General features: G+C 38.6%; 18 protein-coding genes, 1 tRNA gene, 3 rRNA genes and 1 other RNA gene. 10 read left to right on the top strand and 13 right to left on the bottom strand.

What is annotated here, in order from left to right; translation table 11 throughout:
- Nucleotides 1–14: 14 nt before the first annotated feature.
- Complete coding sequence (locus METIG_RS05515) at nucleotides 15–515, bottom strand: hypothetical protein (protein ID WP_013799239.1); 501 nt, start codon at nucleotides 513–515, stop codon at nucleotides 15–17.
- A 68-nt stretch (nucleotides 516–583) separates the two neighbouring features.
- On the opposite strand from METIG_RS05515, the gene METIG_RS05510 reads away from it, so the two are divergent.
- Nucleotides 584–1,468 carry a triphosphoribosyl-dephospho-CoA synthase gene (locus METIG_RS05510; RefSeq protein ID WP_013799238.1) on the top strand — a complete coding sequence of 295 codons (885 nt, stop codon included), beginning with the start codon at nucleotides 584–586 and terminating at the stop codon, nucleotides 1,466–1,468.
- A 91-nt stretch (nucleotides 1,469–1,559) separates the two neighbouring features.
- Nucleotides 1,560–3,287, top strand: a complete 1,728-nt coding sequence (gene glyS, locus METIG_RS05505) for a glycine--tRNA ligase (protein ID WP_013799237.1) — start codon at nucleotides 1,560–1,562, stop codon at nucleotides 3,285–3,287.
- A 13-nt stretch (nucleotides 3,288–3,300) separates the two neighbouring features.
- Here the strand turns inward: glyS and METIG_RS05500 are convergent, their stop codons facing one another.
- Nucleotides 3,301–3,846: a resolvase gene (locus METIG_RS05500; RefSeq protein ID WP_013799236.1), complete on the bottom strand. Its 546-nt coding sequence runs from the start codon at nucleotides 3,844–3,846 to the stop codon at nucleotides 3,301–3,303.
- Nucleotides 3,847–3,966: 120 nt separating this feature from the next.
- Here METIG_RS05500 and METIG_RS05495 point away from each other — a divergent pair, with 120 nt between their 5' ends.
- A complete protein-coding gene (locus METIG_RS05495) occupies nucleotides 3,967–4,623 on the top strand; it encodes a tyrosine-type recombinase/integrase (protein ID WP_013799235.1) in 657 nt (218 codons plus the stop codon).
- Between the two features lie 92 nt (nucleotides 4,624–4,715).
- Nucleotides 4,716–4,856, top strand: coding sequence for a hypothetical protein (locus METIG_RS09455; RefSeq protein ID WP_157209554.1), 141 nt, complete (start codon nucleotides 4,716–4,718; stop codon nucleotides 4,854–4,856).
- Nucleotides 4,857–5,105: 249 nt separating this feature from the next.
- Here the strand turns inward: METIG_RS09455 and rnpB are convergent.
- From rnpB to METIG_RS05480, 4 genes are all read right to left on the bottom strand, one after another.
- Nucleotides 5,106–5,361: RNase P RNA component (gene rnpB, locus METIG_RS09130), an RNA gene on the bottom strand.
- Nucleotides 5,362–5,441: 80 nt separating this feature from the next.
- Nucleotides 5,442–5,556 (bottom strand): 5S ribosomal RNA (rrf, locus tag METIG_RS05490).
- 67 nt (nucleotides 5,557–5,623) lie between these two features.
- Nucleotides 5,624–8,625, bottom strand: a 23S ribosomal RNA gene (locus METIG_RS05485).
- A gap of 153 nt (nucleotides 8,626–8,778) precedes the next feature.
- Nucleotides 8,779–10,248: ribosomal RNA gene (locus METIG_RS05480) — 16S ribosomal RNA — on the bottom strand.
- Together the 16S, 23S and 5S rRNA genes form the textbook arrangement of a ribosomal RNA operon.
- Before the next feature lie 280 nt (nucleotides 10,249–10,528).
- Between METIG_RS05480 and METIG_RS05475 the strand changes: the two genes are divergently transcribed.
- Both METIG_RS05475 and METIG_RS05470 read left to right on the top strand, forming a co-directional pair.
- Entirely contained in the window at nucleotides 10,529–10,807 is a 279-nt protein-coding gene (locus tag METIG_RS05475) for a DUF2098 domain-containing protein (protein WP_013799233.1), read from the top strand.
- 89 nt (nucleotides 10,808–10,896) lie between these two features.
- On the top strand, nucleotides 10,897–11,994 hold the full coding sequence (locus tag METIG_RS05470; protein ID WP_013799232.1) for a TIGR03576 family pyridoxal phosphate-dependent enzyme: 1,098 nt from the start codon (nucleotides 10,897–10,899) through the stop codon (nucleotides 11,992–11,994).
- Nucleotide 11,995: 1 nt separating this feature from the next.
- Here the strand turns inward: METIG_RS05470 and METIG_RS05465 are convergent, their stop codons facing one another.
- From METIG_RS05465 to METIG_RS05455, 3 genes are all read right to left on the bottom strand, one after another.
- Complete coding sequence (locus METIG_RS05465) at nucleotides 11,996–12,625, bottom strand: hypothetical protein (protein WP_013799231.1); 630 nt, start codon at nucleotides 12,623–12,625, stop codon at nucleotides 11,996–11,998.
- 62 nt (nucleotides 12,626–12,687) lie between these two features.
- Nucleotides 12,688–13,782 carry a 2-oxoacid:acceptor oxidoreductase subunit alpha gene (locus METIG_RS05460; RefSeq protein ID WP_172632613.1) on the bottom strand — a complete coding sequence of 365 codons (1,095 nt, stop codon included), beginning with the start codon at nucleotides 13,780–13,782 and terminating at the stop codon, nucleotides 12,688–12,690.
- A gap of 93 nt (nucleotides 13,783–13,875) precedes the next feature.
- Complete coding sequence (locus METIG_RS05455; RefSeq protein WP_083809494.1) at nucleotides 13,876–14,808, bottom strand: serine/threonine-protein kinase RIO2; 933 nt, start codon at nucleotides 14,806–14,808, stop codon at nucleotides 13,876–13,878.
- A 186-nt stretch (nucleotides 14,809–14,994) separates the two neighbouring features.
- On the opposite strand from METIG_RS05455, the gene METIG_RS05450 reads away from it, so the two are divergent.
- The 3 genes from METIG_RS05450 (at nucleotide 14,995) to METIG_RS05440 (ending at nucleotide 16,932) form a co-directional block, all read left to right on the top strand.
- Nucleotides 14,995–15,113 (top strand) — tRNA-Trp (locus tag METIG_RS05450).
- Nucleotides 15,114–15,220: 107 nt separating this feature from the next.
- Nucleotides 15,221–15,760: a 6-phospho-3-hexuloisomerase gene (hxlB, locus tag METIG_RS05445; RefSeq protein ID WP_172632612.1), complete on the top strand. Its 540-nt coding sequence runs from the start codon at nucleotides 15,221–15,223 to the stop codon at nucleotides 15,758–15,760.
- Nucleotides 15,761–15,846: 86 nt separating this feature from the next.
- A complete protein-coding gene (locus METIG_RS05440) occupies nucleotides 15,847–16,932 on the top strand; it encodes a 3-dehydroquinate synthase II (RefSeq protein ID WP_013799227.1) in 1,086 nt (361 codons plus the stop codon).
- Nucleotides 16,933–17,281: 349 nt separating this feature from the next.
- Here the strand turns inward: METIG_RS05440 and acsC are convergent, their stop codons facing one another.
- The 4 genes from acsC to METIG_RS05420 all read right to left on the bottom strand — a co-directional run bounded on the left by acsC (nucleotide 17,282) and on the right by METIG_RS05420 (nucleotide 22,191).
- A complete protein-coding gene (acsC, locus tag METIG_RS05435) occupies nucleotides 17,282–18,763 on the bottom strand; it encodes an acetyl-CoA decarbonylase/synthase complex subunit gamma (protein WP_013799226.1) in 1,482 nt (493 codons plus the stop codon).
- A 144-nt stretch (nucleotides 18,764–18,907) separates the two neighbouring features.
- Nucleotides 18,908–20,086 carry a CO dehydrogenase/acetyl-CoA synthase subunit delta gene (gene cdhD / locus METIG_RS05430; protein WP_013799225.1) on the bottom strand — a complete coding sequence of 393 codons (1,179 nt, stop codon included), beginning with the start codon at nucleotides 20,084–20,086 and terminating at the stop codon, nucleotides 18,908–18,910.
- A gap of 602 nt (nucleotides 20,087–20,688) precedes the next feature.
- Nucleotides 20,689–21,699, bottom strand: coding sequence for a homoserine dehydrogenase (locus tag METIG_RS05425; RefSeq protein WP_013799224.1), 1,011 nt, complete (start codon nucleotides 21,697–21,699; stop codon nucleotides 20,689–20,691).
- A gap of 12 nt (nucleotides 21,700–21,711) precedes the next feature.
- Nucleotides 21,712–22,191 carry a hypothetical protein gene (locus METIG_RS05420; protein ID WP_013799223.1) on the bottom strand — a complete coding sequence of 160 codons (480 nt, stop codon included), beginning with the start codon at nucleotides 22,189–22,191 and terminating at the stop codon, nucleotides 21,712–21,714.
- A gap of 249 nt (nucleotides 22,192–22,440) precedes the next feature.
- On the opposite strand from METIG_RS05420, the gene METIG_RS05415 reads away from it, so the two are divergent.
- Nucleotides 22,441–23,208 (top strand): geranylgeranylglyceryl/heptaprenylglyceryl phosphate synthase, encoded by a 768-nt coding sequence (locus tag METIG_RS05415; RefSeq protein WP_013799222.1) that lies wholly within the window; start codon nucleotides 22,441–22,443, stop codon nucleotides 23,206–23,208.
- Nucleotides 23,209–23,341: the final 133 nt, after the last annotated feature.

Genomic DNA, 23,341 nt, shown 5'->3' with positions numbered 1-23,341 from the left:
CCCCCATTTAATATTTAATATTTAAAATATTTTTTAAGTATTTCTTCAAGTTTTCCATCTTTATCTCTCAAATAAACATTTGGTGAAATCCATTTCTTCCCAATTAATTTTATTTTATTTCCAATTTTTTCATAACCATCAAATGCATTCCATGTATAAAATTGGTTAAAATAAAAGCCATTTTTATATATTTCAACAATATACCTTTTAAAGCAAAGAACATAACAAAGAAACAAATAACAGAATATAGCAATTAATATCGCAAAAATATCAATCTTACCTAAAAGGTAACAGAAAAAGGTTATAAAAGCAGCAGGTATAACTGCAAAAACTATTAGCATATCATACATTGCTTTTGGAATGACATTCTTTAAATTATCTGGGTAAGAATAAACAAGTTCTTTATTCTTCCTTTCTAACTTAGGGTATTTTATAAATACATACAACGGAAGTAATCCAAGAATAAAGGATAAAAAGCCAGCATAAAGATAAATAGCCAATCCAATCCCATTCATATTTACCCCTTATTGAAATATTTATATCTTACTTATATTCCTAAACATATAAAAATTTGGTGGAAGTTATGAACCCATTTGACATCATGAGGGCATCACAGATAGCATGTTGCTTAGAGGTTAGTGCCTTTAAGCCAGGGAATGTTCATAGAAATAGAGATTATAGCGATATAAAATATCACCACTTTATAAGCTCTGGAATTGCATTTGGGCAAGTGGTTTATGAGGCATCCCAATCAGAGGGAAACATTGGTTATTATATAAAAAGAGGTGTTATTGAATCAAAAAAATGGTCTCCAACAAATGCAAACTTAGGAATAATAATGCTCCACATGCCAATTGCAATGGCTTCTGGGAAATTAGAAGAATTTAATAAAGACGCATTAAAGAAGAATTTAAAAGACATCGTTTTAAATACAACAGTTGAAGATGCTATAAACGTATATGATGCCATAAACATAGCAATGGCTGGGGGATTGAATAAACCAAAAGATGGGCCCGACGTAGCATCAGAAGGTGCTAAAAAAGAATTAATTGAGAAAAATCTAACCCTATATGATGTTTTCAAAATTTCATCAGAGTGGGATAACATATCAAAGGAATGGACAAATAACTTCAAAATTTCATTTGAGGGATATGAGTTAATTAATAAATACTACAATGAAACAAATGATATCCATCTCTCAATAACAAAGACCTTCTTAACACTCCTATCAAAATACCCAGACACATTAATAGCAAGGAAAAAAGGTATTGAAGTTGCTAAAATGGTATCTAAAATGGCTAAAGATGTCTTAGACAATTTCAGTATGGAAAAGGTTGTTGAATTTGACAAATATCTATCAAAGGAAGGAAATAAATTAAACCCAGGAACTACCGCTGACTTGATTGCTTCATCGTTGATGATATTTTTGTTGGATAAAATCGATAAAGGAGAAACAATTCTTTGGTAACAAATAAATAACAAACCAAAAAATATCAAAAAATAAAAAACAAAATAAAAATATAAAAACAAACATTAAAAACAAAAAATAAGGTGAGTATATGGACAAATACGAAAAAGTTATGGATTTAGCAAAAAGAAGAGGTTATTTATGGAGTTCATTTGAAATATATGGTGGAATTGCAGGTTTTGTTGATTATGGACCATTAGGGGCATTATTGAAAAACAATATAATAAACAAGTGGAGAGAATACTACCTTGTTAAAGAAGGGTTTTATGAGATTGATAGCCCAACAGTAACACCTTATGAGGTTTTAAAGGCATCTGGGCACGTTGACAACTTCACAGACCCAATTGTTGAATGTAAGAATTGTTTAGAATCATTTAGAGCAGACCACATTATTGAAGAGGCAATTGATGTAAATACCGAAGGGAAGACATTGGAAGAGTTGAGTCAGTTGATAAAGGAACATGACATCAGATGTCCAAAATGTGGTGGAGAATTCGGAGAGGTTAAGAAATTTAACTTAATGTTCGTCACATCCATAGGACCTGGAGGGAAAAGAACAGGTTATATGAGACCTGAAACAGCACAAGGAATATTTATTCAATTTAGGAGATTGGCTCAATTTTTCAGGAATAAATTACCGTTTGGAGTTGTGCAGATAGGTAAATCATACAGAAATGAGATATCCCCAAGGCAGGGAGTTATTAGATTGAGAGAATTTACTCAGGCAGAAGCAGAGTTCTTTGTTCATCCAAAGATAAAGAAACATGAAAGGTTTAAAGAAGTTGAGGATGAGATAGTCCCACTATTACCAGCAGATAGGCAAATGGATGAGAACTTAAAAGATGGGGAAAAAGTTATTAAAATTACATTAAAAGAGGCCGTTGAGAAAGGTATTATAAGACATGAAACAATTGCCTACTTCATTGCATTAACAAAGAAATTTTTGTTGGATATTGGTATTGATGAGAGCAAGTTAAGGTTTAGACAACACTTGCCTAATGAAATGGCACACTACGCTATTGATTGTTGGGATGCGGAGATATATACAGAGAGATTTGGGTGGATTGAGTGTGTTGGTATTGCCGATAGAACAGATTATGATTTAAAAGCCCACATGAACCACAGTGGGGTAAACTTAGAGGTCTTTGTTGAATTTGATGAACCAAAAGAAGTTGAAACCTATGAGGTTGAACTAAACTACAAAGTTGTTGGAAGAATATTCAAGAAGGACACAAAATTAATTGAAGAGACATTAAAGAATATGGACAACGAGGACTTAGAGAAATTAGTAAATGCATTAAATAAAGAAGGAAAATACATCTTAAAAGTAAATGGAAAGGAATTTGAAATCTTAAGTGATTATGTAAAAATAAACAAAGTTAAGAAAAAAATCATGGGAGAAAAAGTCCTTCCACATGTCATAGAGCCATCTTATGGTATTGATAGGATAACATATTGCTTATTAGAGCATGCTTATAAAGAAGAGGAAGATAGAGTTTACTTGGACTTAAAACCATCCATTGCCCCAATTAAAGTTGGTGTATTCCCATTAGTTAATAGGGATGGAATGCCAGAAATTGCAAAGAAAATCAGAGATATGTTGAGAGAAAATGGTATAATTGCTGAATATGATGACAGTGGAGCTATTGGAAGGAGATACATGAGAATGGATGAAATTGGAACTCCGTTCTGTGTAACCGTTGATGGAGACACGTTAAAAGATAATACCGTAACAGTTAGGGAAAGAAACACAAGGGAGCAAGTTAGAGTTAAAATTGACGAACTCGTTGATTACATAAAAAGTAGATTAAAAGAATAACCTAATTTTTTCTCTAATTTTTCCTACTTCTTTTTTCTCTTATTTTTCTTGCTGATTTTGAGATTTTAATGATTTCATCCAGTATTTTTTTGGCATTCTCAAAATCTTCTTTTTTGATATGCATTTCCAATTCAGAAAATAGTATTTGCACGTGTGGAGTGTATAGTCCATTCTCAATCAAAAATTCCTTATACTCATACAACAACTTCATAAACTTCTCTCTTTTTATTTTTGGGAGAGCATCCTTTATATTATCAAAAATTGTAGTCCTTGGGAAGTTTAATTCTCTTGCTATTTCCGATAGATTTTTACCATTTATTAAAAGCTGAACCACATGATTTTTTATAGATTCATCAATTTTCTTAGGCCTTCCTCTTTTTTGTTCATCAACTTCAACAAAAATTAGTCTTCTTTTCATATATTCAAGTTTATATTTCATTTTTGGGCTATTGTAGATGCTTTTTGGAAATTTGACGATAATAATATTATTTTTTGCCTTTTTTTCTAATTCTTTAATCTCATCCCATCGAGGAAATCTACTAAATTTTATTTCAATCATCTTCCCCACACTTACAAATTTGTCGGAAATTTTTACCAACTGTTAACTTTTGTTTAAAAGTTAACATTTAAATAGTTATCTAACCAAAACTTATAACAACAAAAAATCAGCGGGGACAAAATGACCTGGGAATACCAACTAACAACAACCAACGAAAACGAAAATACAAAAAATACACAATATAAATGGGATTTGGGACTAAAATATCATGAAACAAAAGATAAACTAATCAAAGAAATTGAAAATCTAAAAAATAAAGAAATTTTATATAAAAATGACATTAAAAGATTAGCATACCTAATAATTTTATTGACTCAATTAAGGAACGGTTGTAGAATTGGAGAAGCAATAACTGCAATCGTTGGATTTTGCTCAAATATTGATAGAATAAATTGGGAATATCCAATTATAGCTGTTAAGGTAGAAAAAAGAAAAGACAACCATTTTAGGGAAATAATACTACCAAAATACATTAAAAAGCACGATTTAGAAATTATCAAAAATTTTATTTTAAATTTAAAGGATGAATATGAAAAAGAAGAAAACAAGGAAAAAGCTCATAAAAAAATCATTAGTAAAATCTCCATGTGGGCAAAAAGGAATTTAGGAATTAATACCCACTCTCTAAGATATGCATACATAACATACAAAGCAGAAAAACAGCGCCCCGCACAGATTATTGCCAAAATTACGGGACATAAAAATTTAGATATGATTGTTGATTATACTCAAACTCAACTTGCACGAAAAGAACTATTAAACGAAGAAGATGACTAAAAAAGAGTTGATTTTTATGGAACACAACATCATACGCATAAAAGATATTATAAAATTTATGGAACTCAAACCTGACTCAAAAGGGGAAGTTTTTGAACTTATTGTGTGGATTTGGAAATCATAGCAAAGAAATTAAAGAAATTTTATCCTTACCAAAAAATGAATTTTTAAGATATGCAAAAGAAATAGTTCTAATTATATTAAAGAACTTGAAAAACAAAATAAACTCTTAGAAAAATATGCTAATGAATTATTACATAATTTTCGACCTTTAAAATTAAATACAAAGAATCACAAAAAACTCTTTTTTATTCAAATTATAGTTGTTTACGTACGTTAGAAATAAAATAATCTCAACAAATTCATAAAGTTATTTGGCTTATTTTTAGAATTTACAGCATAATTGTAACCATCTAAAAATTTGAAGTATATAAATAAACTCCAAAAAAAAATTTCGCAAACAACAATAAACAAAAGTGTGGGTATGGGGGCTATAGCCCGCCTTCTGTAATTTCGGCGACATTCGGCTAAGCGGGGGAAACCCCCTTGCACCCGTGCAGGGGCATGCTCGTTTCACCGGCTCCTTGGAACTCCTCAACCTTTACAGGCATCATTGTCATCTGTTCCAAGGCCGTGTCGTTTCTATAGCATGCCCGTCCCCTCTCGGGGAACACCTGCACATAACGGGTGGGCGGAGCTTCCTCCCCACAAAGTGGGGAAAGTCGCCAGCCCCCTTACCCACAAAACAATACCAACAAAACTAACTAAAATAAATAATTTAAATCTATAAATTTAGGGGTGTAAAATAATAAAAAGTGGGCCGGCAGCATCGCCCCTTTCCCACCAGAAGGCAGTACTCGGGGCATCGCTGGGGGGCTTAATTTCCGAGTTCGGGATGGGATCGGATGTATCCCCCCCGCTATGACCGCCGTACCCACTACCAATCAATAAAAAGTGGGCCACGCATAAGCCCCCGTACCTTTGGGTGTCCAGGTACCCCGCCGCGTATCCCTCGGGCGATTAGTACCGGCGGGCTCAACACCTCGGCCAAAGGCCTCGGTGCTTACACCCCCGGCCTATCAACCCCGTCTTCTACGGGAGCCCTCGTCCCCGAAGGGACTGGCTGCCTATTTTCGGGGGGGGTTTCGGGCTTAGATGCTTTCAGCCCTTATCCCCTGGCGCGTAGCTGCTCGGCAATGCCCTGTCGGACAACCGATAGACCAGAGGCGCCGGCGGCTCGTTCCTCTCGTACTAGAGCCACCTTCCCCTCAGGCAGCCAACACCCCCAGCAGATAGCAACCAACCTGTCTCACGACGGTCTAAACCCAGCTCACGATCCCCTTTAATGGGCGAACAGCCCCACCCTTGGGTCCTGCTGCAGACCCAGGATGGGAAGAACCGACATCGATGTAGCAAGCCGCGGGGTCGATATGGGCTCTTGCCCGCGACAACTCTGTTATCCCCGGGGTAGCTTTTCTGTCATCCCTGGCCCCCATCGGTGAGGCACAGGGGTTCGCTAGGCCCGGCTTTCGCCTCTTGGTCGGCCTCTGTTACCGACCAAGTCAGGCCGGCTTTTGCCCTTGCACTCCACGGCGGAGTCCTGACCCGCCTGAGCCGACCTTTGGGCCCTCCTGATGCCTTTTTAGGAGGGTGCCGCCCCAGCCAAACTGCCCACCTACCGGTGTCCCCCTATCCGGGGTTAGGGACATGGCCATGGGTGGGTGGTGTCCCATGGGCGCCTCCACCGCCCCCGGAGAGGCGGCTTCGACGGCTCCCACCTACGCTGTGCACCCACGACCATGCCCCAACGGCAGGCTGCAGTAAAGCTCCACGGGGTCTTCGCTTCCCACTGGGGGTCTCCGGCCTTTGCACCGGAACGGTAGGTTCACCGGGCTCCGGTCGGGGACAGTGGGGGCCTCGTTACGCCATTCATGCAGGTCGGAACTTACCCGACAAGGAATTTCGCTACCTTAAGAGGGTTATAGTTACCCCCGCCGTTTACTGGCGCTTCGCCCGGTTGGACCCGGGTTTCACGTACCAGCACTGGGCAGGCGTCAGCCTTGGTACACACCCTTACGGGCTAGCCAAGACCTGTGTTTTTATTAAACAGTCGGGCCCCCCTGGTCACTGCGACCAGCAGCCCCGCATTTAAGCAAGGCCGCTGGCACCCCTTCTCCCGAAGTTACGGGGCCAATTTGCCGACTTCCCTCGACCGGATTACCCCGACACGCCTTAGGATACTCGCCTAGGGGCACCTGTGTCGGTTCTGGGTACGGTCACCCGGAATCCTTGCCAGCTCCCTTTTCACGGGCTCCAGGGCTCGGCCAAACCCTCCTAACGGAGGGCTCATCGCGCTTTCATCCGGTTCTCGCCATTACGGCACTCCCCGGACTTATACGCTTGACCACCCCGACGGGGGTGGTTGGCCTACCCCGAAGCGTCAGGAGCTGGCCTTGCGTTGCCGCACGTATCCGGGTGGCGCGGGAATATTAACCCGCTTCCCTTTCCCCCCAAGGGAATTACCCCGGGGGTTAGGACCGGCTAACCCACAGCTGACGACCGTTGCTGTGGAAACCTTGCCCCTTCGGCGGTGGGGATTCTCACCCCACTTTGCTGTTACTACTGCCGGGATCCTCGTTCCCACGAGGTCCACTCGACCTCACGGCCGAGCTTCTACCCTCGTGGGACGCCCCCCTACCGGATCACCTTTCGGCGCCCCCGGGTCTCGGCGGCCGGTTTAGCCCCGTCCATTTTCGGGGCCCCTGACCTCGGCAGGTGAGCTGTTACGCACTCTTTAAAGGATGGCTGCTTCTAAGCCAACCTCCCTGCTGTCTTAGGCCAGGGACTCCCTTCGGCTTCACACTTAACCGGCACTTAGGGGCCTTAACCCGGGTCTCGGTTGTTCCCGTCTCGGACATACGGCTTACCCGTATGCCCTCACTCGGGGGCTACGGCGATGGCGGGTTCGGAGTTTGACAGGATGGCGAGGGCTCTCGCCCCCTAACCACCCTATCAGTGCTCTACCCCGCCATCTACCTAACCCCCGGCTAACCTGCGGGCTATTTCGGGGGGAACCAGCTAACGCCGGGCTCGATTGGCCTTTCACCCCTAGACCGGGGTCAGAGGAGTGCTTTGCACGGCAACACCCCTGCGGGCCTCCACCCCTCTGGTGAGGGGCTTCACCCTGCCCCGGCCTAGATCGCCCGGCTTCGGGTCGTACGGGTGTGACTCCGGGCCCTTAAAGACCCCGCCCCTCGCCCAAAAGGGCTGCGGGCTTGTCGGTTTCCCTACGCCTCCGGGGTTGAACCCCTTAGGCTCGCCACACCCGTACACTCCCCGGCCCGTTTTTCAAAACGGACGGCACGACCCTGGCGCCGCCTCTCGTACTACCTCCTCGCGGAGGGTTCCTTCGAGGCGGTTGCCTTTGGGGCCGTGCCTTACTGTCCCCGCCTGGTTTCAGGCTCTTTTCACCCCCCGCTAGGGGTGCTTTTCAGCTTTCCCTCACGGTACTAGTGCGCTATCGGTCTTGGGACGTATTTAGGGTTGGAAGACCGATGCCTCCCAGCTTCCCGCGCGATATCCAACGCACGGTACTCAGGGACTTCCCAAGACCTGGGTTGGTTACGCCTACGGGGCTTTCACCCTCTATGGCGGGCCGTTCCAGGCCACTTCGGCTTCCCAACCCAGGTCTTATAGTAGGAAGCCCTGCAACTCCACATCCCCCATACCTTGCGGTATGGGGTTCGGTTTGCCCTCTGCCGCTTTCGGTCGCCCCTACTCACGGCATCCCTGTTGGTTTCTTTTCCTGCGGGTACTAAGATGTTTCAATTCCCCGCGTTCCCGACCCCTACCGGGGTCGCCCCAAATGGGGCAGGAAGTCCCATTCGGGGATCCCGGGTTCGACGGCTGTCTGCGCCTCGCCCGGGCTTATCGCAGCTTACCACGCCCTTCCTCGGCGTCCCAAGCCGAGCCATCCACCAGGCGGGATACCGGATACCCGGCGGAGTACCTGGATATCACCAGGCACGGGGGCTTATGCGTGACCCTCACTGATCAGGTCCTTCGTCCATAATCCCTACGGATTATGGACTGCACGTAAAAATTAGACGCAAGCCCGCGACCATTTGGTGCCCAGTAACGGCCACTTTTTTTCTCAGGAGGTGATCCAGCCGCAGGTTCCCCTACGGCTACCTTGTTACGACTTCGCCCCCCTCGCTGAGCCTAGGTTCGACCCCAGCCAGAGGCCAGGGCCTCACCTAGACCCAACTCGGGTGGCGTGACGGGCGGTGTGTGCAAGGAGCAGGGACGCATTCACCGCGCCATGATGAGGCGCGATTACTACGGATTCCAGCTTCACGTGGGCGAGTTACAGCCCACGATCCGAACTACGGCTGGGTTTAGGGGATTCGCTCCCCCTTTCGGGGTCGCGTCCCATTGTCCCAGCCATTGTAGCCCGCGTGTAGCCCAGGGGATTCGGGGCATGCGGACCTGTCGTTGCCCGCTCCTTCCTCTGGCTTAGCGCCAGCGGTCCCCCATGAGTGCCCCTCCCCCGGAGGGGAGGATGGCAACATGGGGCGCGGGTCTCGCTCGTTACCTGACTTAACAGGACGCCTCACGGTACGAGCTGACGACGGCCATGCACCACCTCTCGGCTCGTCTGGCAAGGTCGTCAACCTGGCCTTCATCCTGCCGTCGCCCCTGGTAAGATGCCCGGCGTTGAATCCAATTAAACCGCAGGCTCCACCCGTTGTAGTGCTCCCCCGCCAATTCCTTTAAGTTTCAGTCTTGCGACCGTACTCCCCAGGCGGCGGACTTAACGGCTTCCCTTCGGCACCGGGTAGGCACGAGGCCTACCCGACACCTAGTCCGCAGCGTTTACGGCCGGGACTACCCGGGTATCTAATCCGGTTCGCTCCCCCGGCTTTCGTCCCTCACCGTCGGACCCGTTCCAGGCGGGTGCCTTCGCCATAGGTGGTCCTCCGGGGATCAACACATTTCACCGCTACCCCCGGAGTACCCCCGCCCTCTCCCGGTCCCAAGCCCAGCAGTATCCCTGCCAGTCCTACGGTTAAGCCGTAGGATTTAAGCAGGGACTTACTGGGCCGGCTACGGACGCTTTAGGCCCAATAAAAGTGGCCACCACTCGGGCTGCCGGTATTACCGCGGCTGCTGGCACCGGACTTGCCCAGCCCTTATTCCCGGAGCTGTTTACACTCCGGAAAAGCCCACGCAGTGCGTGGGCACTTGGGGTCCCCCCGTCGCGCTTTCGCGCATTGCGGAGGTTTCGCGCCTGCTGCGCCCCGTAGGGCCTGGGGCCGTGTCTCAGTCCCCATCTCCGGGCTCCCCCTCTCAGGGCCCGTACCGATCGTAGGCTTGGTGGGCCGTTACCCCACCAACTACCTAATCGGCCGCAGCCCCATCCTCGGGCGCATATGCTTTCGGGGAAGGATCATTCCAGACCTCTTCCCCTATGGGGGATTATCCTCAGTTTCCCGAGGTTATCCCCCACCCGAGGGTAGGTTAGCCACGTGTTACTGAGCCGTCCGCCATGGGCACGAGGCCCATCGACTCGCATGGCTTAGTCGGACCCCAATAGCAGTGGCCTCCGGCGGGATCAACCGGAATTAAGTGGGAGACGGTCGCAAGAGAGGATAGTTTCCTCTTGTGGCCGTTACTGGGTTTCACCTTGGTCGCGGGCTTGCATCCAACCTGAGCCCTTTCGGTCAGGTTGTCACGTCAGTTCATTTCAACTGCATACTATGATGGCACTCTGGTGGATGTATTGTTTTTAGGAATAAAACAATAATATATATATTTGTAAATGCATAAATAAATCTGATTGATATTAATGGTCAAATATAATTTTGTTATAATTTTGTGTCTATAACACATGTGAGGGATTTGTATGATCCAAGACATCAATGGAAACGAAATTACCATAGGCTCTTATGTAAGATACATTAACACAGGCACAAAAGGACATGTTGTGGACATAAAGATCGATGGAAATGATACATGGGTAGTTTTAGACAATGACTTAATGTATAGACCTAACTTATTAGAAGTATTAGAGGAGAAAAAAGAGGAGAAAAAAGAAGAATTAGACAAAGATGAATTAATAAAGAAATTAATAGAAGAAGGAAAAATAGAAGTTTCAAACGATATAGACGCTTGTGGTACATAAACAAAAACATTTATATGTCAATTCTATTAATTTTCTTTAATTTTTACATCGATCATTAAATTATTTTATACCTCTTGGGTGAAACCATTATGGACGATGACAACGAACTACTAAGATTAGAAAAGAGTAGAAAGCTAATCAGAGAAATCATTAAAAAGAAAGGTAGAAATGGAATATATGATTTAACTGGTTTAGCTGGGGGATTTAAAATTACAGAAGAAGATAAAGCATTACTTGAAACTTACGTAGGTCCAGCAGTATATTCAGAGGAGTTGAATAAACTCGGATTAATACATTTAAGAGGTAACAGTAAAAACCACAAGGTTGTTGGATTTAATAGAACTTCTTCTGCAATATTAGCCACAATCCTCACAATAAAACCAAAAAAAGTTGTTCACTATGTTCCAGAACTTCCCTCACATCCATCAATACCAAAAAGTTGCAAAATTGTGGGGGCGGAATATTTTGAATATGACAATGTTGAAGAAACACTAAAGAAAATTGATGAATATACCTTAACTATTATAACTGGAGCTACAATGGACCACAAAGTTATTAACTTAGATGCAATGAAAGAAATCATAAACTACGCAAAAAAGAAAAACTCAATTGTATTTGTGGATGATGCCTCAGGAGCAAGGTTGAGACTCCTCTTTAATCAACCATCAGCATTGGAATTAGGGGCTGATTTAGTAGTAACAAGCACAGATAAATTAATGGACGGTCCAAGAGGAGGATTACTTGGAGGCTTAAAAGAATTGGTTAATAAAATATACACTGTAGGTTTGAGTTTTGGGTTGGAGGCACAACCTCCATTGATGGCTGGAATGGTTAGGGGGTTAGAGTCCTTTAATTTACAGAAACTTAAAAGAGCGTTTGACAGAGCAAAAAATATTGACTTATCAAAATTAGATGAATTGAACATTCAGTATGAAAAAACCCCAACAGGATTTGTTATAAAAAAATTAGACAAAAATAAAGATGCACACGAAAATGAAAAAGATTTAATAAAAGTAGCAATGGCACTATTGGAAGACTACGGAATTGTAACCATTACCTCTGTCGGTATGCCGGGAGCAAGTAAAAGCATAAGGATAGATTTATGCTCAAAAGATGCAGAAAGGTTGTCCGATGAAGAGATAGTAAATGCCATTATAAATTCAATAAAAAAAGTCATGAAAAAATAACTCACTTTTTAAAACGAGAAATAATATATTCATTCCACTCTTTCCAAAGTTCATTAACTTTTTTATCTTTTTTATTAAAACTCATTATTATCCAATATTTTCCTATTTTTCTCACATAGCAATAACTTTTAGTTCCATTTTGATTATATGGGGTAAATTCATAGCATATATAGCTCCCAAATTTATCTCTAAGACCGTATTTTTTAACTTTATTATATTCCATTGCATCATAGAAATTTATTCTATACTCACTCACGTCAAAAACAACCGTTATATCATTTATTTTGTAGATTTTAATTTTTCTTTTCCCATTATCATTTGAAGCATCTATTTCATTTACATAATTCAGATTTAAGAATATGTCATCAATAGGGACATTCTGAGTATCAATTTTTGAAAAATCAAAATTTTGTGTTTTATTTATCGTTGTATTATTTTTTTCTTTTTCATATTTCTTTTCACTCTGATTCGTTTTGTTCAAAGTATCATTTAAAGTAAAATTACCCACCCCAATAACTTTTGAATTATTCACTATTGTTTTGTTTATTCCATCCGCAACCTTATTTTCCTCAAAACATCCACAAAAAGAAACAACAATTAACAAACTAAAAAAACATAACATCTTTTTCATTTAAACCACCGTATCAACAAAAATTTGTTAGTTTAATACCATAAAAAATTAAGAAATAAAAATTACTCAAAAACCGCCTTCTCCAACTCTTCTGGCCTGTGCAATTCTCCACCAATCTTATCCACTAAAACAACATCTCCTTTTGCACATCTCTCAACTTCGTAGTATATTTGCCCCAAGTTCATCTCAGGTACTATAACCTTTGATGCATCTAAACCTTTTATCAATTCATCTGGGAATGGGAACACAGTGATTAACCTTACATACCCTACATCAACACCCTTCTTCCTCAATTCCTCAACGGTATATTTAACTGTCCTTGAAGGAGTTCCATAGCAAACAAATATTACATCAGCATCCAAATATTTGCCCTCATACTTCACAATGTCATTTTTATTTTTTCTTATTTTATTAACAATTCTCCTTACCAACTTATCATGTGTTTCAGCAGAAACATCTGGATATCCTTTTTCGTTGTGTGTCAAACCAGTAATGTGGACATTATAACCCTCTCCAAATACTGGCATAGGTGGAACTTCAACATCAAATGGATATGGATTTTTGCATGGTTTTTCTTCTGGCTTTTTTCTATCAATTATCTCAAAGTTATCATGTAAAACAACCTTCTCCCTCATGTGCCCAACAATCTCATCTGCCATTAAAAGCACAGGAACCCTATATTTCTCTGCATAATTAAATGCCATTATTGTGAAATCATACATCTCCTGAACTGAACTTGGGGAAATAACTATTGGCTCATAATCTCCATGGCTTCCCCATCTTGCCTGCATCATGTCTCCTTGAGATGCCATTGTAGGTTGTCCTGTTGAAGGACCTCCTCTTTGAATGTTAACTATTACACATGGTGTTTCTGTCATAAACGCATAGCCAATATTCTCTTGCATTAAACTAAATCCTGGCCCACTTGTTGCAGTCATTGACTTTAATCCTCCCCAGCTTGCACCTATCACTGCAGCAATACTTGCAATTTCATCTTCCATTTGCACGTAGTATCCTCCAACCTTTGGCAACTTCTTTGCCATCCCCTCTGCTATCTCTGTTGAAGGTGTTATCGGATAACCCGCAAAAAACCTGCATCCTGCTTTTATTGCTCCTTCAACACATGCCATATTTCCCTGCATAAATTCAACCTTCATCCTATCACCAGAAAAGTTGATTAACAAAATAAATTAAAAATTTGTTAAAAAAGTGTGGTTTATACACCTAATTCATATTAATAATTCAGTTCATTAATCTTTATCTTCACCTTTATTTTCATCATTCTTATCATTTTCATCTTCTTCATTTTTATTTTTATTTGTCACATACTCATACAACTTATCAACATCCTCTTTTATCTTATACCTCTTAAAGTGTCTAACCACATTGCCTATATCTCTTTTCAAATAAAACTCTGCATCTGGGTGGTAAATACTTACTGCCTGAGGCCAATCTATTATAACAAAATCTCCATTTTCATCAATTAAAATATTGAATTCACTCAAATCTCCATGAATATACCCCAATTCATAGGCCTTTTTTATTTCTTCAATAATATCCCAAAACAATTTATTTGCATCTACTCCCAACTCCTCCAAATCGACTCTTTTCAACTCATCCCCATATATTTTACCCATAATTATTGCATGCCTATTTTGCTCTATAGGTTCTGGAACTTTTACAATAGGAAATAGTTCATTTAATATTTCAAATTCCCTCTCCGCTGTTAACCTTGAAGTATAGAGCCAACTTATATGATGTTTATCTGCGAGATATTCCCTATACCTCTTTCCCCTTGTAAAGCACGTCCTTCCATGCTTGTGGAATTTTAAAACCGCCTCCCTCCCATCTTCAAGAAGAATGTTATAAACATCCCCCTCTTTACCAACACCTAACTCACTACCAACTGCCTTTATAATTCCTTTTTTAATAAATGCGTTCATAGCAAGGGCATCATATCCCCCAAAAGATAACCTATAACCATACCTTGAACGATGCACGAAGTCAAATCTGTTCAACCTCTTTAACCTATACAAAACATCTTTCTCATCCATTTTAGTTTTCTTAACTATTTCATCAACTGGAACCCACTCATGATATCTCATAAGTAACTCTATTACCTTTAAAACCTTCAAATCATCTGGATGAGTTTGCTTTAAATATTCAATTAATTTTTTAATTATGATTGCACCTCCTTACAAACCTTTTTTATTTTTTGTTATTATATCTTTTATAATTCATTGTGTTTATATGCTTTATAATCGATCGAAGATTGCAGCATTTATAATACAAACAACTATACATCAGAACTCTCCAATCCGTAAAGTTTAAATATTAAAGTGGTATGTATTTAATGTGGTTGTTATCGTGGGGGTGTGGTGTAGCCAGGCCTATCATCGGGGACTCCAGATGCCCATGGGGCACTGGACCAAAACCCGATGGCAGGAGAAATCCCTGGACCTGGGTTCAAATCCCAGCACCCCCACCATTCATCTAACTTGGGTTTAACTTTATTTTTTTATTCAAAAATAATTCATTCATTTAAATTTATATTTTTTGTCGGAATTTATCATTATTAAATATTAAAGATTTCAGGTGTTTATTTTGATTGGTGAAATTCTCCCCCGCATAATAAAAAATATAGAATTGTTAATTGAATTTGAACGTGATGAAAACCTAAAAAATAAATTAAATTCTTTTTTAGATGCCATTATAAACGCAAAGAATATTTTTGTTTTTGGTGTGGGTAGGAGTGGGCTAGTAGGAAAGGCATTTGCAATGCGTTTAATGCATTTGGGATTTAACGTTTATGTAGTTGGAGAAACAATATGCCCATCTTTCAAGAAGGGGGATTTATTAATAGCTATTTCAGGTAGTGGGGAAACCACATTAACCATAGAAATAGCAAAAAAAGCAGATAATGTCGTTGCAATAACTTGCAATGTTCCAAACACGCTCGCAAAAATCTCCAATATCTGGATTCCTATATGTATATCAAAAAATGAATACCTTCCATTAGGCACAGCATTTGAGCATATAGCATTTATTTTTTTAGATATTGTTGTGGCGTTATTGATGGAGAGATTGGGAATTTCAGAGAAAGAAATGAAAGAAAGACACTGTAACCTACAATAATAATTAATTCAAATTAATAAATTAAAAATTTTAAATACTCTTAAAACCAAAGTGTTCAGAATGAACTGTTGTAAAAGGGTGAGTTTATGAAATTCGCATGGGTTAATGTTATTGGAGATGATTGGGAGGATAGAAAAGAAATTGTAAAATGTGCATTAGAATCAAGTATCCCTACTATTATGGCAAAGAGCGAAGATATAGAAAAAATAAAGGAATTAGGAAATATAAAAGTAGCATCAAACGATTTAAATGCTGATATTGTTGTTATAAACAAGAATGATGATTTGGAAGCATTGAGGGAAGCAAAAAAAATGGGCAAAGAAACTGCCATTTACATACCAATTGAGAGCAAAGATGATGAGATATTCGCATCAGAAGTTAGTAGGTTAGATTTTGTTGATAACATCATATTAGAGGGAAGAGATTGGACAATCATTCCATTAGAAAACCTCATCGCAGATTTGTTTAATGAGGATGTGAAGATAATAGCGGCAGTAAACTCAATAAAAGAGGCAAAAACTGCATATGAAATTTTAGAAAAAGGTGTTGATGGAGTTTTATTGTTCCCAAATGATTTAAATGATATAAAAGAATTAGTAGAACTCCTCGAAAACATAAACGCCCAGAGAGTTGAGTTAGACGTAGCTACAATCAAAAGAGTTGAACCTGTTGGTAGTGGAGATAGGGTTTGCATAGACACTTGCTCATTAATGGAAATTGGAGAAGGTATGTTAATTGGTTCATACTCAAGAGGGTTGTTTTTAGTGCATTCTGAAACCGTAGAGAACCCATACGTTTCAACAAGGCCTTTTAGAGTCAATGCAGGACCAGTTCATGCATACATTTTATGTCCGGGAAATAAGACAAAATACTTAAGTGAATTGAAGGCAGGAGATAAAGTATTGATTGTGAATAAAGATGGAAGGGCAAGAGAAGCTATCGTTGGACGCGTGAAAATTGAGAAGAGGCCATTAATGCTCATTGAAGCAGAATATAAAGGAGACATAATAAGGACAATTCTACAAAATGCAGAAACCATTAGGTTGGTTAGAGAGGATGGAACACCAGTATCAATCGTAGATTTAAAAGAGGGAGATAAAGTTCTAATAAAACCTGATGAAAATGCAAGACACTTTGGGATGGCAATTAAAGAGACGATTATAGAAAAATAAAAAATTAAATATAGCAAATAAACGATTGAATAATGTTAACTGTAACTATTGTTTTTTTAAAATTTTTATTAATTTTTAATTTTTTAGTTATTTTTTTAGTTATTCATAGATACGTCGTGTCCGTTTCCTCCTGCATTTATAGTCGTGTGCGGAAATGATATACGGCAAAACCTTCGGTTTTGCCATTAATCCATACGGCAAAATCCATAGGATTTTGCCATTTATTTGAATGGCAATAATTCTTCCTTAAAATATACGGCAAAACCTAAAAGGTTTTGCCAAAAAATTGAAATAAGGCATAAATCTTTAAGAATTTACCAATAGTATATTTCCATATTGCAAATACCTTTTATTGTTTATTGTTTAAATTGTTTTTCTCTTTCCATTCATTCAATATTCTCTCCCAATTTTTCCTTAAGAACTCTCCAACTTGTGAAGAATCTCTTGTTCCAACAACACAAGTCCAACCAGTTTTATCTTCAATATCTCCTCTTGTTGATGCAGCTAATGCTGGGAGGATGAGGATCCTATGATTTACTTTTTCTTCTATTTTTGTTTCTTCAATCAATTTCTTAGCATTTTCTCCACAATACTGTCCACCTGCAACTGAAACGTCAACTGCTCTTCCACCAGTATCTAAGACAAGCAACCAGCATGTTACGTTATCCTTCTCAAAGTCACCAACAACTGTATAGTATGTTAATGAGAAGTTTGTTGTCATTATTACTGGGCTATTCTCATCTGGATTACCTATTGGATACAATCCTGGCTCAACTGCCTGTGGTTTTCTTGGATCAGTGTAGATTGCTTGTCTAAGCGTTAATACTGGCATTAACTCCCATATTTCAGTTCCATGCATGATTAATGCATCTGCATATCTATTCATGAGAACATTTGCAATGGTTGCTTCATATATGCCCGCTGCTTTTTCTTTATCTGGAATAAAGCTTTCTATTAGATTTTCTTTATTCTTAACGTAATAGTAGGCGTTTATAGGCAAGCCCAATATTGGGAATCCAAGATATTTATCTCCTCTTTCAATGGCACTTCTTCTAATCATTACAAAGTTGTCTATTGTGTCTGCAATGTTCTCTGGGTATGTGTGAGGGTCAAACACCAAATCCTCAATGCCATTTGCAAGGCATTTTGCGGCCATTTGTTTCAATGTTTTTACGTTATTTGAAGATAGCACCAAAGCAAAGTTCTTACCGTTTTTCTTTGCTTCTTTTAATACTTTAATCATCTCATCAAGGTTATCCTCAGTTGCAGCGTAAATTAATGGTTTTGATTTTACAACATCCAATGCCTCTTTTATGTTGTTTGGATTTAATGAGCAGATTGCAATTGGCATTTCGGTGTTTTCTTGCACGATTTTTATTGCATTTTTAAGCTTTTCTGCATCATTTGATGCATTTCTTATAGCAATAAAGTCAAGTTTTAACTTCTCTCCAGTTCTTTCAAATGTGAAGTCCTCAATGTATTTTGCCCTGTTTTTTATCTCCTCATCAGGTAACGTATCAGCAATATCAATACCTATTGGTGTTGGGTTGAAAAATGCCAACTCAAATCTGTACATTACTTCGTCTCCACCCATTACGCATTTTTTCTTATCATTTCCAAACCAAACTTCTTTAACTGGTGGAGATATCATCTCTATAAGTTTTTTCCTATTTTCTTCGAATTTTGGAGTGTTTAGTATAGGACATTTATCAATATCTATCTCTTTGTTTTGTAGCTTTGTGGCAAATGCCATGCATGATGGTTCTCCACATTTTTTACAGTTCGTTTTTGGGAGTAATTTATAAATGTCCATTGCACTTACTTTTGCCATTTGTTTCACCTCAATGTTATGGGCCTACGAGATATTAAAGGCAGTCATTTGATGAAACCTTTTTAAAGTTTCTTGTAGATGTCTATTGCAATTCTTTCGCATTTTCCTCCATAGGGAAATTCAAAATTTGGATTTTAAAAGTTTTTATTGTGCAGTAATCCATTCATAGTTGTTTGTGTTTATTTTAACTTCTCCTGGTTTTGTTATAAGTGATTTTCCAATTTCTTTTAAGACCTTTATTGATAATGGGTGAAGCATCATGAATATATCTACTCCACTCATTAGCATTGTTAATCCTGTTGTTATTTCCCATAATGGCAATCTATATTCTCTATCTCCCCATTCTGGGTTTTTCATCCATGCTTCTCTTGCCCCAATAGCGTTTGTTGTTCCAGATGACATTGGCATGTTTACTAATTCATCCCCTTTCAATCCTGCCAATCTCAATCTTGTCATTGCATTTATTGAAAACTCAATTCCATAACCTAATGCACAAGTTGTTGGGTCCATGACAATCCTGTTTGGGTCTAAACCTACAGAAATTAACCTTCTGTTCAAATCTTTTGCCATGTTTGGATCCATAATTGTCCATGATAAGACGTTATGGTCATACTTCATAGCCGCTTCTGCAACCTTTTTGTAGTCAAGTTCAAGGTTGGCAGATGCCAACAAGCACCTCTCCCCTTCTGCAGCTTCAGCACACGCTTCCAATACTAATGGATCTTTTTTTGGATCTCCACTACCCCCAATAACAAATGGAACATCTACAGCTTGTAATAATTCCTCCATCAACTTAGCTGCTTCTCTTGGTGGAGTATCTTTAATTTTTGGGTCTGTTGAAATGTGGTGGATTGTTACCATATCTGCACCAAATTCCTTAACACATTTTCTTGCCCATTCACAAGGATCTTCCATAACATCTGCAAAGTATTTCTTAACTGGTGCTGGTAAGCCATGCATAGGCATATCAAAGATATCAAATGTAACAACTGGTGGATTTGGCTGTGGTTCCTCAAATCTGTACAATGTTCTTTGCCCACCAATTTTAATGACTTTTCCTCTTCCCCCTTCTGATTTTGATTTTCCAAATTGAACTTCTCTGATATATCCTTTGTATGTTTCAACTGGCTTTTCCCAGTCAACTTCTGGAACCTCAATAATTCCTTCTTCTGCAAGTTTTTCTTTTATTGTTGGCGTTTGTGGAATAACTACTGGAGGAGCTGAAGGTATGTTTATTATTAGTTCGTCTGCAGTAATTTCTATGTTCTCTATCTCTATGCGTCCTACTTTCTCTATTATTTTTATAATGGCATTCAGATCCATGTCATCACCAATTTATCATTATAAATCATTACAAATTTATCTATCATTATCTATATATAAAGGTTTTGAATTTTGCCTGAAATTCAATTTTTCCTTGAATATTATTAAAAATAGCTTTATAGTTGTGTGCGCTAAGATTTGGAAATATGCCATTAGTAAATTTTTAAGGATTAATGCGTTATTTCAAATTTTAATGGATGATAACAATTATTTGGAAATTCATTAACGTATAAATAACTTTAAAAATTAATGGCAAAACCCAAGGGGTTTTGCCGTATATATTTCGCACACGACTATAATTTGACTTAGTTTATCTTTTTTATTGGTTATTTTATTATTATATATTAAATTTTTATTTTTGAATATATTAATATAATTTCTATACAGCACCCGAATATCCGAAAATTCAAATCCGAATATATACTTTAATTTTTAATTTTAATAAAAATAATAAAGTAAAACTATAGTCGTTCTACGAAATATGGCACTGTTTATAATCTTAAATTTCAATTTTTAAGTAAAATTCAAAAAATTCTAATTTAAATTTGATTTACGGTAAATGTCATTTAAGAATGGCTATAATAAAACTAAATTTCATTTAATTATTTTTCTTTCACCTTCAAATGGATGTTTATCAAATCGCTCAAAATTGCTGAGGCAGTTTCTGTAGCTCCTGCTCCTCTTCCAACAATAACCACTTCTTTTGCCAAATCAGTATTAAACATTGCAACGTTTAAAGTTCCCTTAACGTTTAATGGACTATCTAATTGAACCAATCTCGGCTCTACAACCAACTTATTCTTTTTAACCTCTCCAATTAATTTTATTGTATAACCACTCTTATTTGCCAACTCTATTGCCTCAGGAGTTATTCTTGTTATTCCCTCAATTTTAACATCATCTATTGTCTTATTCATGCCCATAATTGAATTCGCAAGGATAACAATCTTTGCCGCTGTGTCGTAACCATAAATATCCTGAGATGGATCAGTTTCAGCAATTCCTAATTCTTGAGCCTCTTTTAAGACTGTGTTAAAATCAAGTTTTTCTTTTTCCATTTTTGTTAGTATGTAGTTGGTTGTTCCATTTAAGATTCCTTTGATGGATTTTATTTCATTTCCTGCAAGTGTTTCCTTTGCAAGGTTTATTATTGGCATAGCCCCTCCAACAGATGCCTCATATCTAAACATAACGCCATGTTTTTCAGCAGATTCAACTAATTCTTTAAAATAAAGTGCTAATGGCCCTTTATTTGCAGTAACAACATGCTTTCCATTTTCAAATGCCTTTAATATGTGTGTTCTTGCTGGCTCTCCTGTCTTTATGTTTGTTGGAGTTGCCTCAACAACAACATCCGCATCAATGCTTTCTATAACCTCAACGGAAGATATTTTTTTTCCATTGTAATTAGCAATTTTCCCAGTTTTTTCTTTAACTTCAATTGCCTTTTTTAAATCAAGCCCACTCTCATCTATCGCTGCTCCACTACTATCACAGATAGCAACAATCTTTGGTTCAAATCCATATTTCTCCTTTAGTAATTTTTTCTTCTCATCAATAACCTTAGCAACACCTCTACCTATAACACCAAATCCAACCAATATTATCTTCATTTTCTCCCTCTTTTAACAAGATTTGATAAATAAAAGATCTTTTTCTTTTGAAATTTTATCGAGTAAGTTATATAACTCCTCCAACTTTTCTTTATCAATAACAATTCTCATCCTTGCAGACGATTCCTTATATGGATCTGGCATAATTAAATCCAAATCAACAACCAAACCAATCTCATTAATCCTATCAATTGTATCCCTGACATCTGTATCTACAACGTGTCCAATAACAACAACATCCAAATTGATTTTTCTCTCATCGTCACCTATCTTAGCAACAATTACATCATGTTTCTCAAGTTCATCTACGATTTTCTTTAATTTTTCATTATCTACATTATCAATAACTACTTTTACTGGCACTCTACCGTTACTTTTCTGCTCTCTTAAATGGATAACACTTATAATATTTGCTCCTAATTTTGAAATAGGTGTTAGTGCCTTTATTAATTCCCCAGGAATATCTTTTAATTCCAAATCCAAAGTAATCATAATCTCCCACCAAAGATTTTTAAACTATGATATATTTTCTAAAATTTAAAAATATTGTGCATTTTTTTATGTCTTTATAAAATATCATAGTCAATTCTTACTTATTTTTTGATATGTACTTGAATCATTTATGACCCAAACGACTATATATAAACCTTAAACGCTAAATGATTTATATTCTTAAAGAACGTTTTAAAGTTTTTGTGTGTTATTACATTGGAAAAAACATCACAATGCAGGAGTGAAATTATGGAAATAAAAATTGGGAAGGTTGAAAAAAAATTAAACAAAATAATTGAAGAAGAGGGAGCCATTTATTTGGTTTTAATTGATCCAGATGAGAAAAATATTGAAGAAATAGCAGAGAAAGTTAAAGATTACGCAGATGCAATAATGATTGGTGGAAGTATTGGAGTTATTAATTTAGATGAAGTTACTAAAAAAATAAAGGAAATAACAAAACTCCCAACAATTTTATTCCCTGGAAATGTTGATGGGCTAACACAGTATGCAGATGCAGTATTTTTTATGTCCTTAATGAACTCAACAAACCCATACTGGATTGTAAATGCCCCAACATTGGGGAGTTTAACAATAAAAAAATTTGGTTTGGAGCCAATACCAATGGCATATCTCTGCGTTGAGCCAGCAAAAAGAACAGCAGTTGGTTTTGTTGGAGAAATAAATGAAATTCCACAAAGAAAGCCAGAGATAGCGGCGATGTATTGCCTCTCTGCTAAATACTTCGGTATGAGGTGGGCATATTTAGAGGCTGGAAGTGGGGCAGAATATCCAGTAAGCAACGAGATGATTGCAATCTCAAAAAAATTAAGTGGAATAAATATTATTGTTGGAGGAGGAATTAGAAAACCAGAGATTGCTTATGAGAAAGTTTTAAGTGGAGCAGATGCAGTTGTTACAGGGAACTTATTGGAGAAGGATCCTAATGCTGTTGAAGAGATGTATGATGCAATTAAGAAAGCAGGAAGGGAAAAACTTAAAAACCAGAAAAAATAAAATGTGTTTTACTCGCACAACTTTCGAGCAATCCACATAACGCTCGAAAACTCGAAATTGTTCCATAACTTTTAAAATTGAAATTATTTTTATTAGAAAGCCAATTAATCATTAACCATTTTTTTAATCATTT

The organism is Methanotorris igneus Kol 5 (assembly GCF_000214415.1).
In the GTDB taxonomy this organism is placed as follows: domain Archaea; phylum AGJL01; class Methanococci; order Methanococcales; family Methanococcaceae; genus Methanotorris; species Methanotorris igneus.
Note: the sequence above shows the minus strand (reverse complement) of the source record. Positions and strands in the feature narration are given on the sequence as shown.

What these genes read in the sequence shown, in the direction of transcription:
- METIG_RS05510 (WP_013799238.1), top strand. Translation starts at nt 584, where the DNA reads ATGAACCCATTTGACATCATGAGGGCATCACAGATAGCATGTTGCTTA.
- glyS (WP_013799237.1), top strand. Translation starts at nt 1,560, where the DNA reads ATGGACAAATACGAAAAAGTTATGGATTTAGCAAAAAGAAGAGGTTAT.
- METIG_RS05465 (WP_013799231.1), bottom strand. Translation starts at nt 12,625, where the DNA reads ATGAAAAAGATGTTATGTTTTTTTAGTTTGTTAATTGTTGTTTCTTTT.
- METIG_RS05495 (WP_013799235.1), top strand. Translation starts at nt 3,967, where the DNA reads ATGACCTGGGAATACCAACTAACAACAACCAACGAAAACGAAAATACA.
- acsC (WP_013799226.1), bottom strand. Translation starts at nt 18,763, where the DNA reads ATGGCAAAAGTAAGTGCAATGGACATTTATAAATTACTCCCAAAAACG.
- METIG_RS05420 (WP_013799223.1), bottom strand. Translation starts at nt 22,191, where the DNA reads ATGATTACTTTGGATTTGGAATTAAAAGATATTCCTGGGGAATTAATA.
- METIG_RS05425 (WP_013799224.1), bottom strand. Translation starts at nt 21,699, where the DNA reads ATGAAGATAATATTGGTTGGATTTGGTGTTATAGGTAGAGGTGTTGCT.
- METIG_RS05500 (WP_013799236.1), bottom strand. Translation starts at nt 3,846, where the DNA reads ATGATTGAAATAAAATTTAGTAGATTTCCTCGATGGGATGAGATTAAA.
- METIG_RS05440 (WP_013799227.1), top strand. Translation starts at nt 15,847, where the DNA reads ATGAAATTCGCATGGGTTAATGTTATTGGAGATGATTGGGAGGATAGA.
- cdhD (WP_013799225.1), bottom strand. Translation starts at nt 20,086, where the DNA reads ATGGATCTGAATGCCATTATAAAAATAATAGAGAAAGTAGGACGCATA.
- METIG_RS05515 (WP_013799239.1), bottom strand. Translation starts at nt 515, where the DNA reads ATGAATGGGATTGGATTGGCTATTTATCTTTATGCTGGCTTTTTATCC.
- METIG_RS05460 (WP_172632613.1), bottom strand. Translation starts at nt 13,782, where the DNA reads ATGAAGGTTGAATTTATGCAGGGAAATATGGCATGTGTTGAAGGAGCA.
- METIG_RS05475 (WP_013799233.1), top strand. Translation starts at nt 10,529, where the DNA reads ATGATCCAAGACATCAATGGAAACGAAATTACCATAGGCTCTTATGTA.
- METIG_RS05415 (WP_013799222.1), top strand. Translation starts at nt 22,441, where the DNA reads ATGGAAATAAAAATTGGGAAGGTTGAAAAAAAATTAAACAAAATAATT.
- METIG_RS05470 (WP_013799232.1), top strand. Translation starts at nt 10,897, where the DNA reads ATGGACGATGACAACGAACTACTAAGATTAGAAAAGAGTAGAAAGCTA.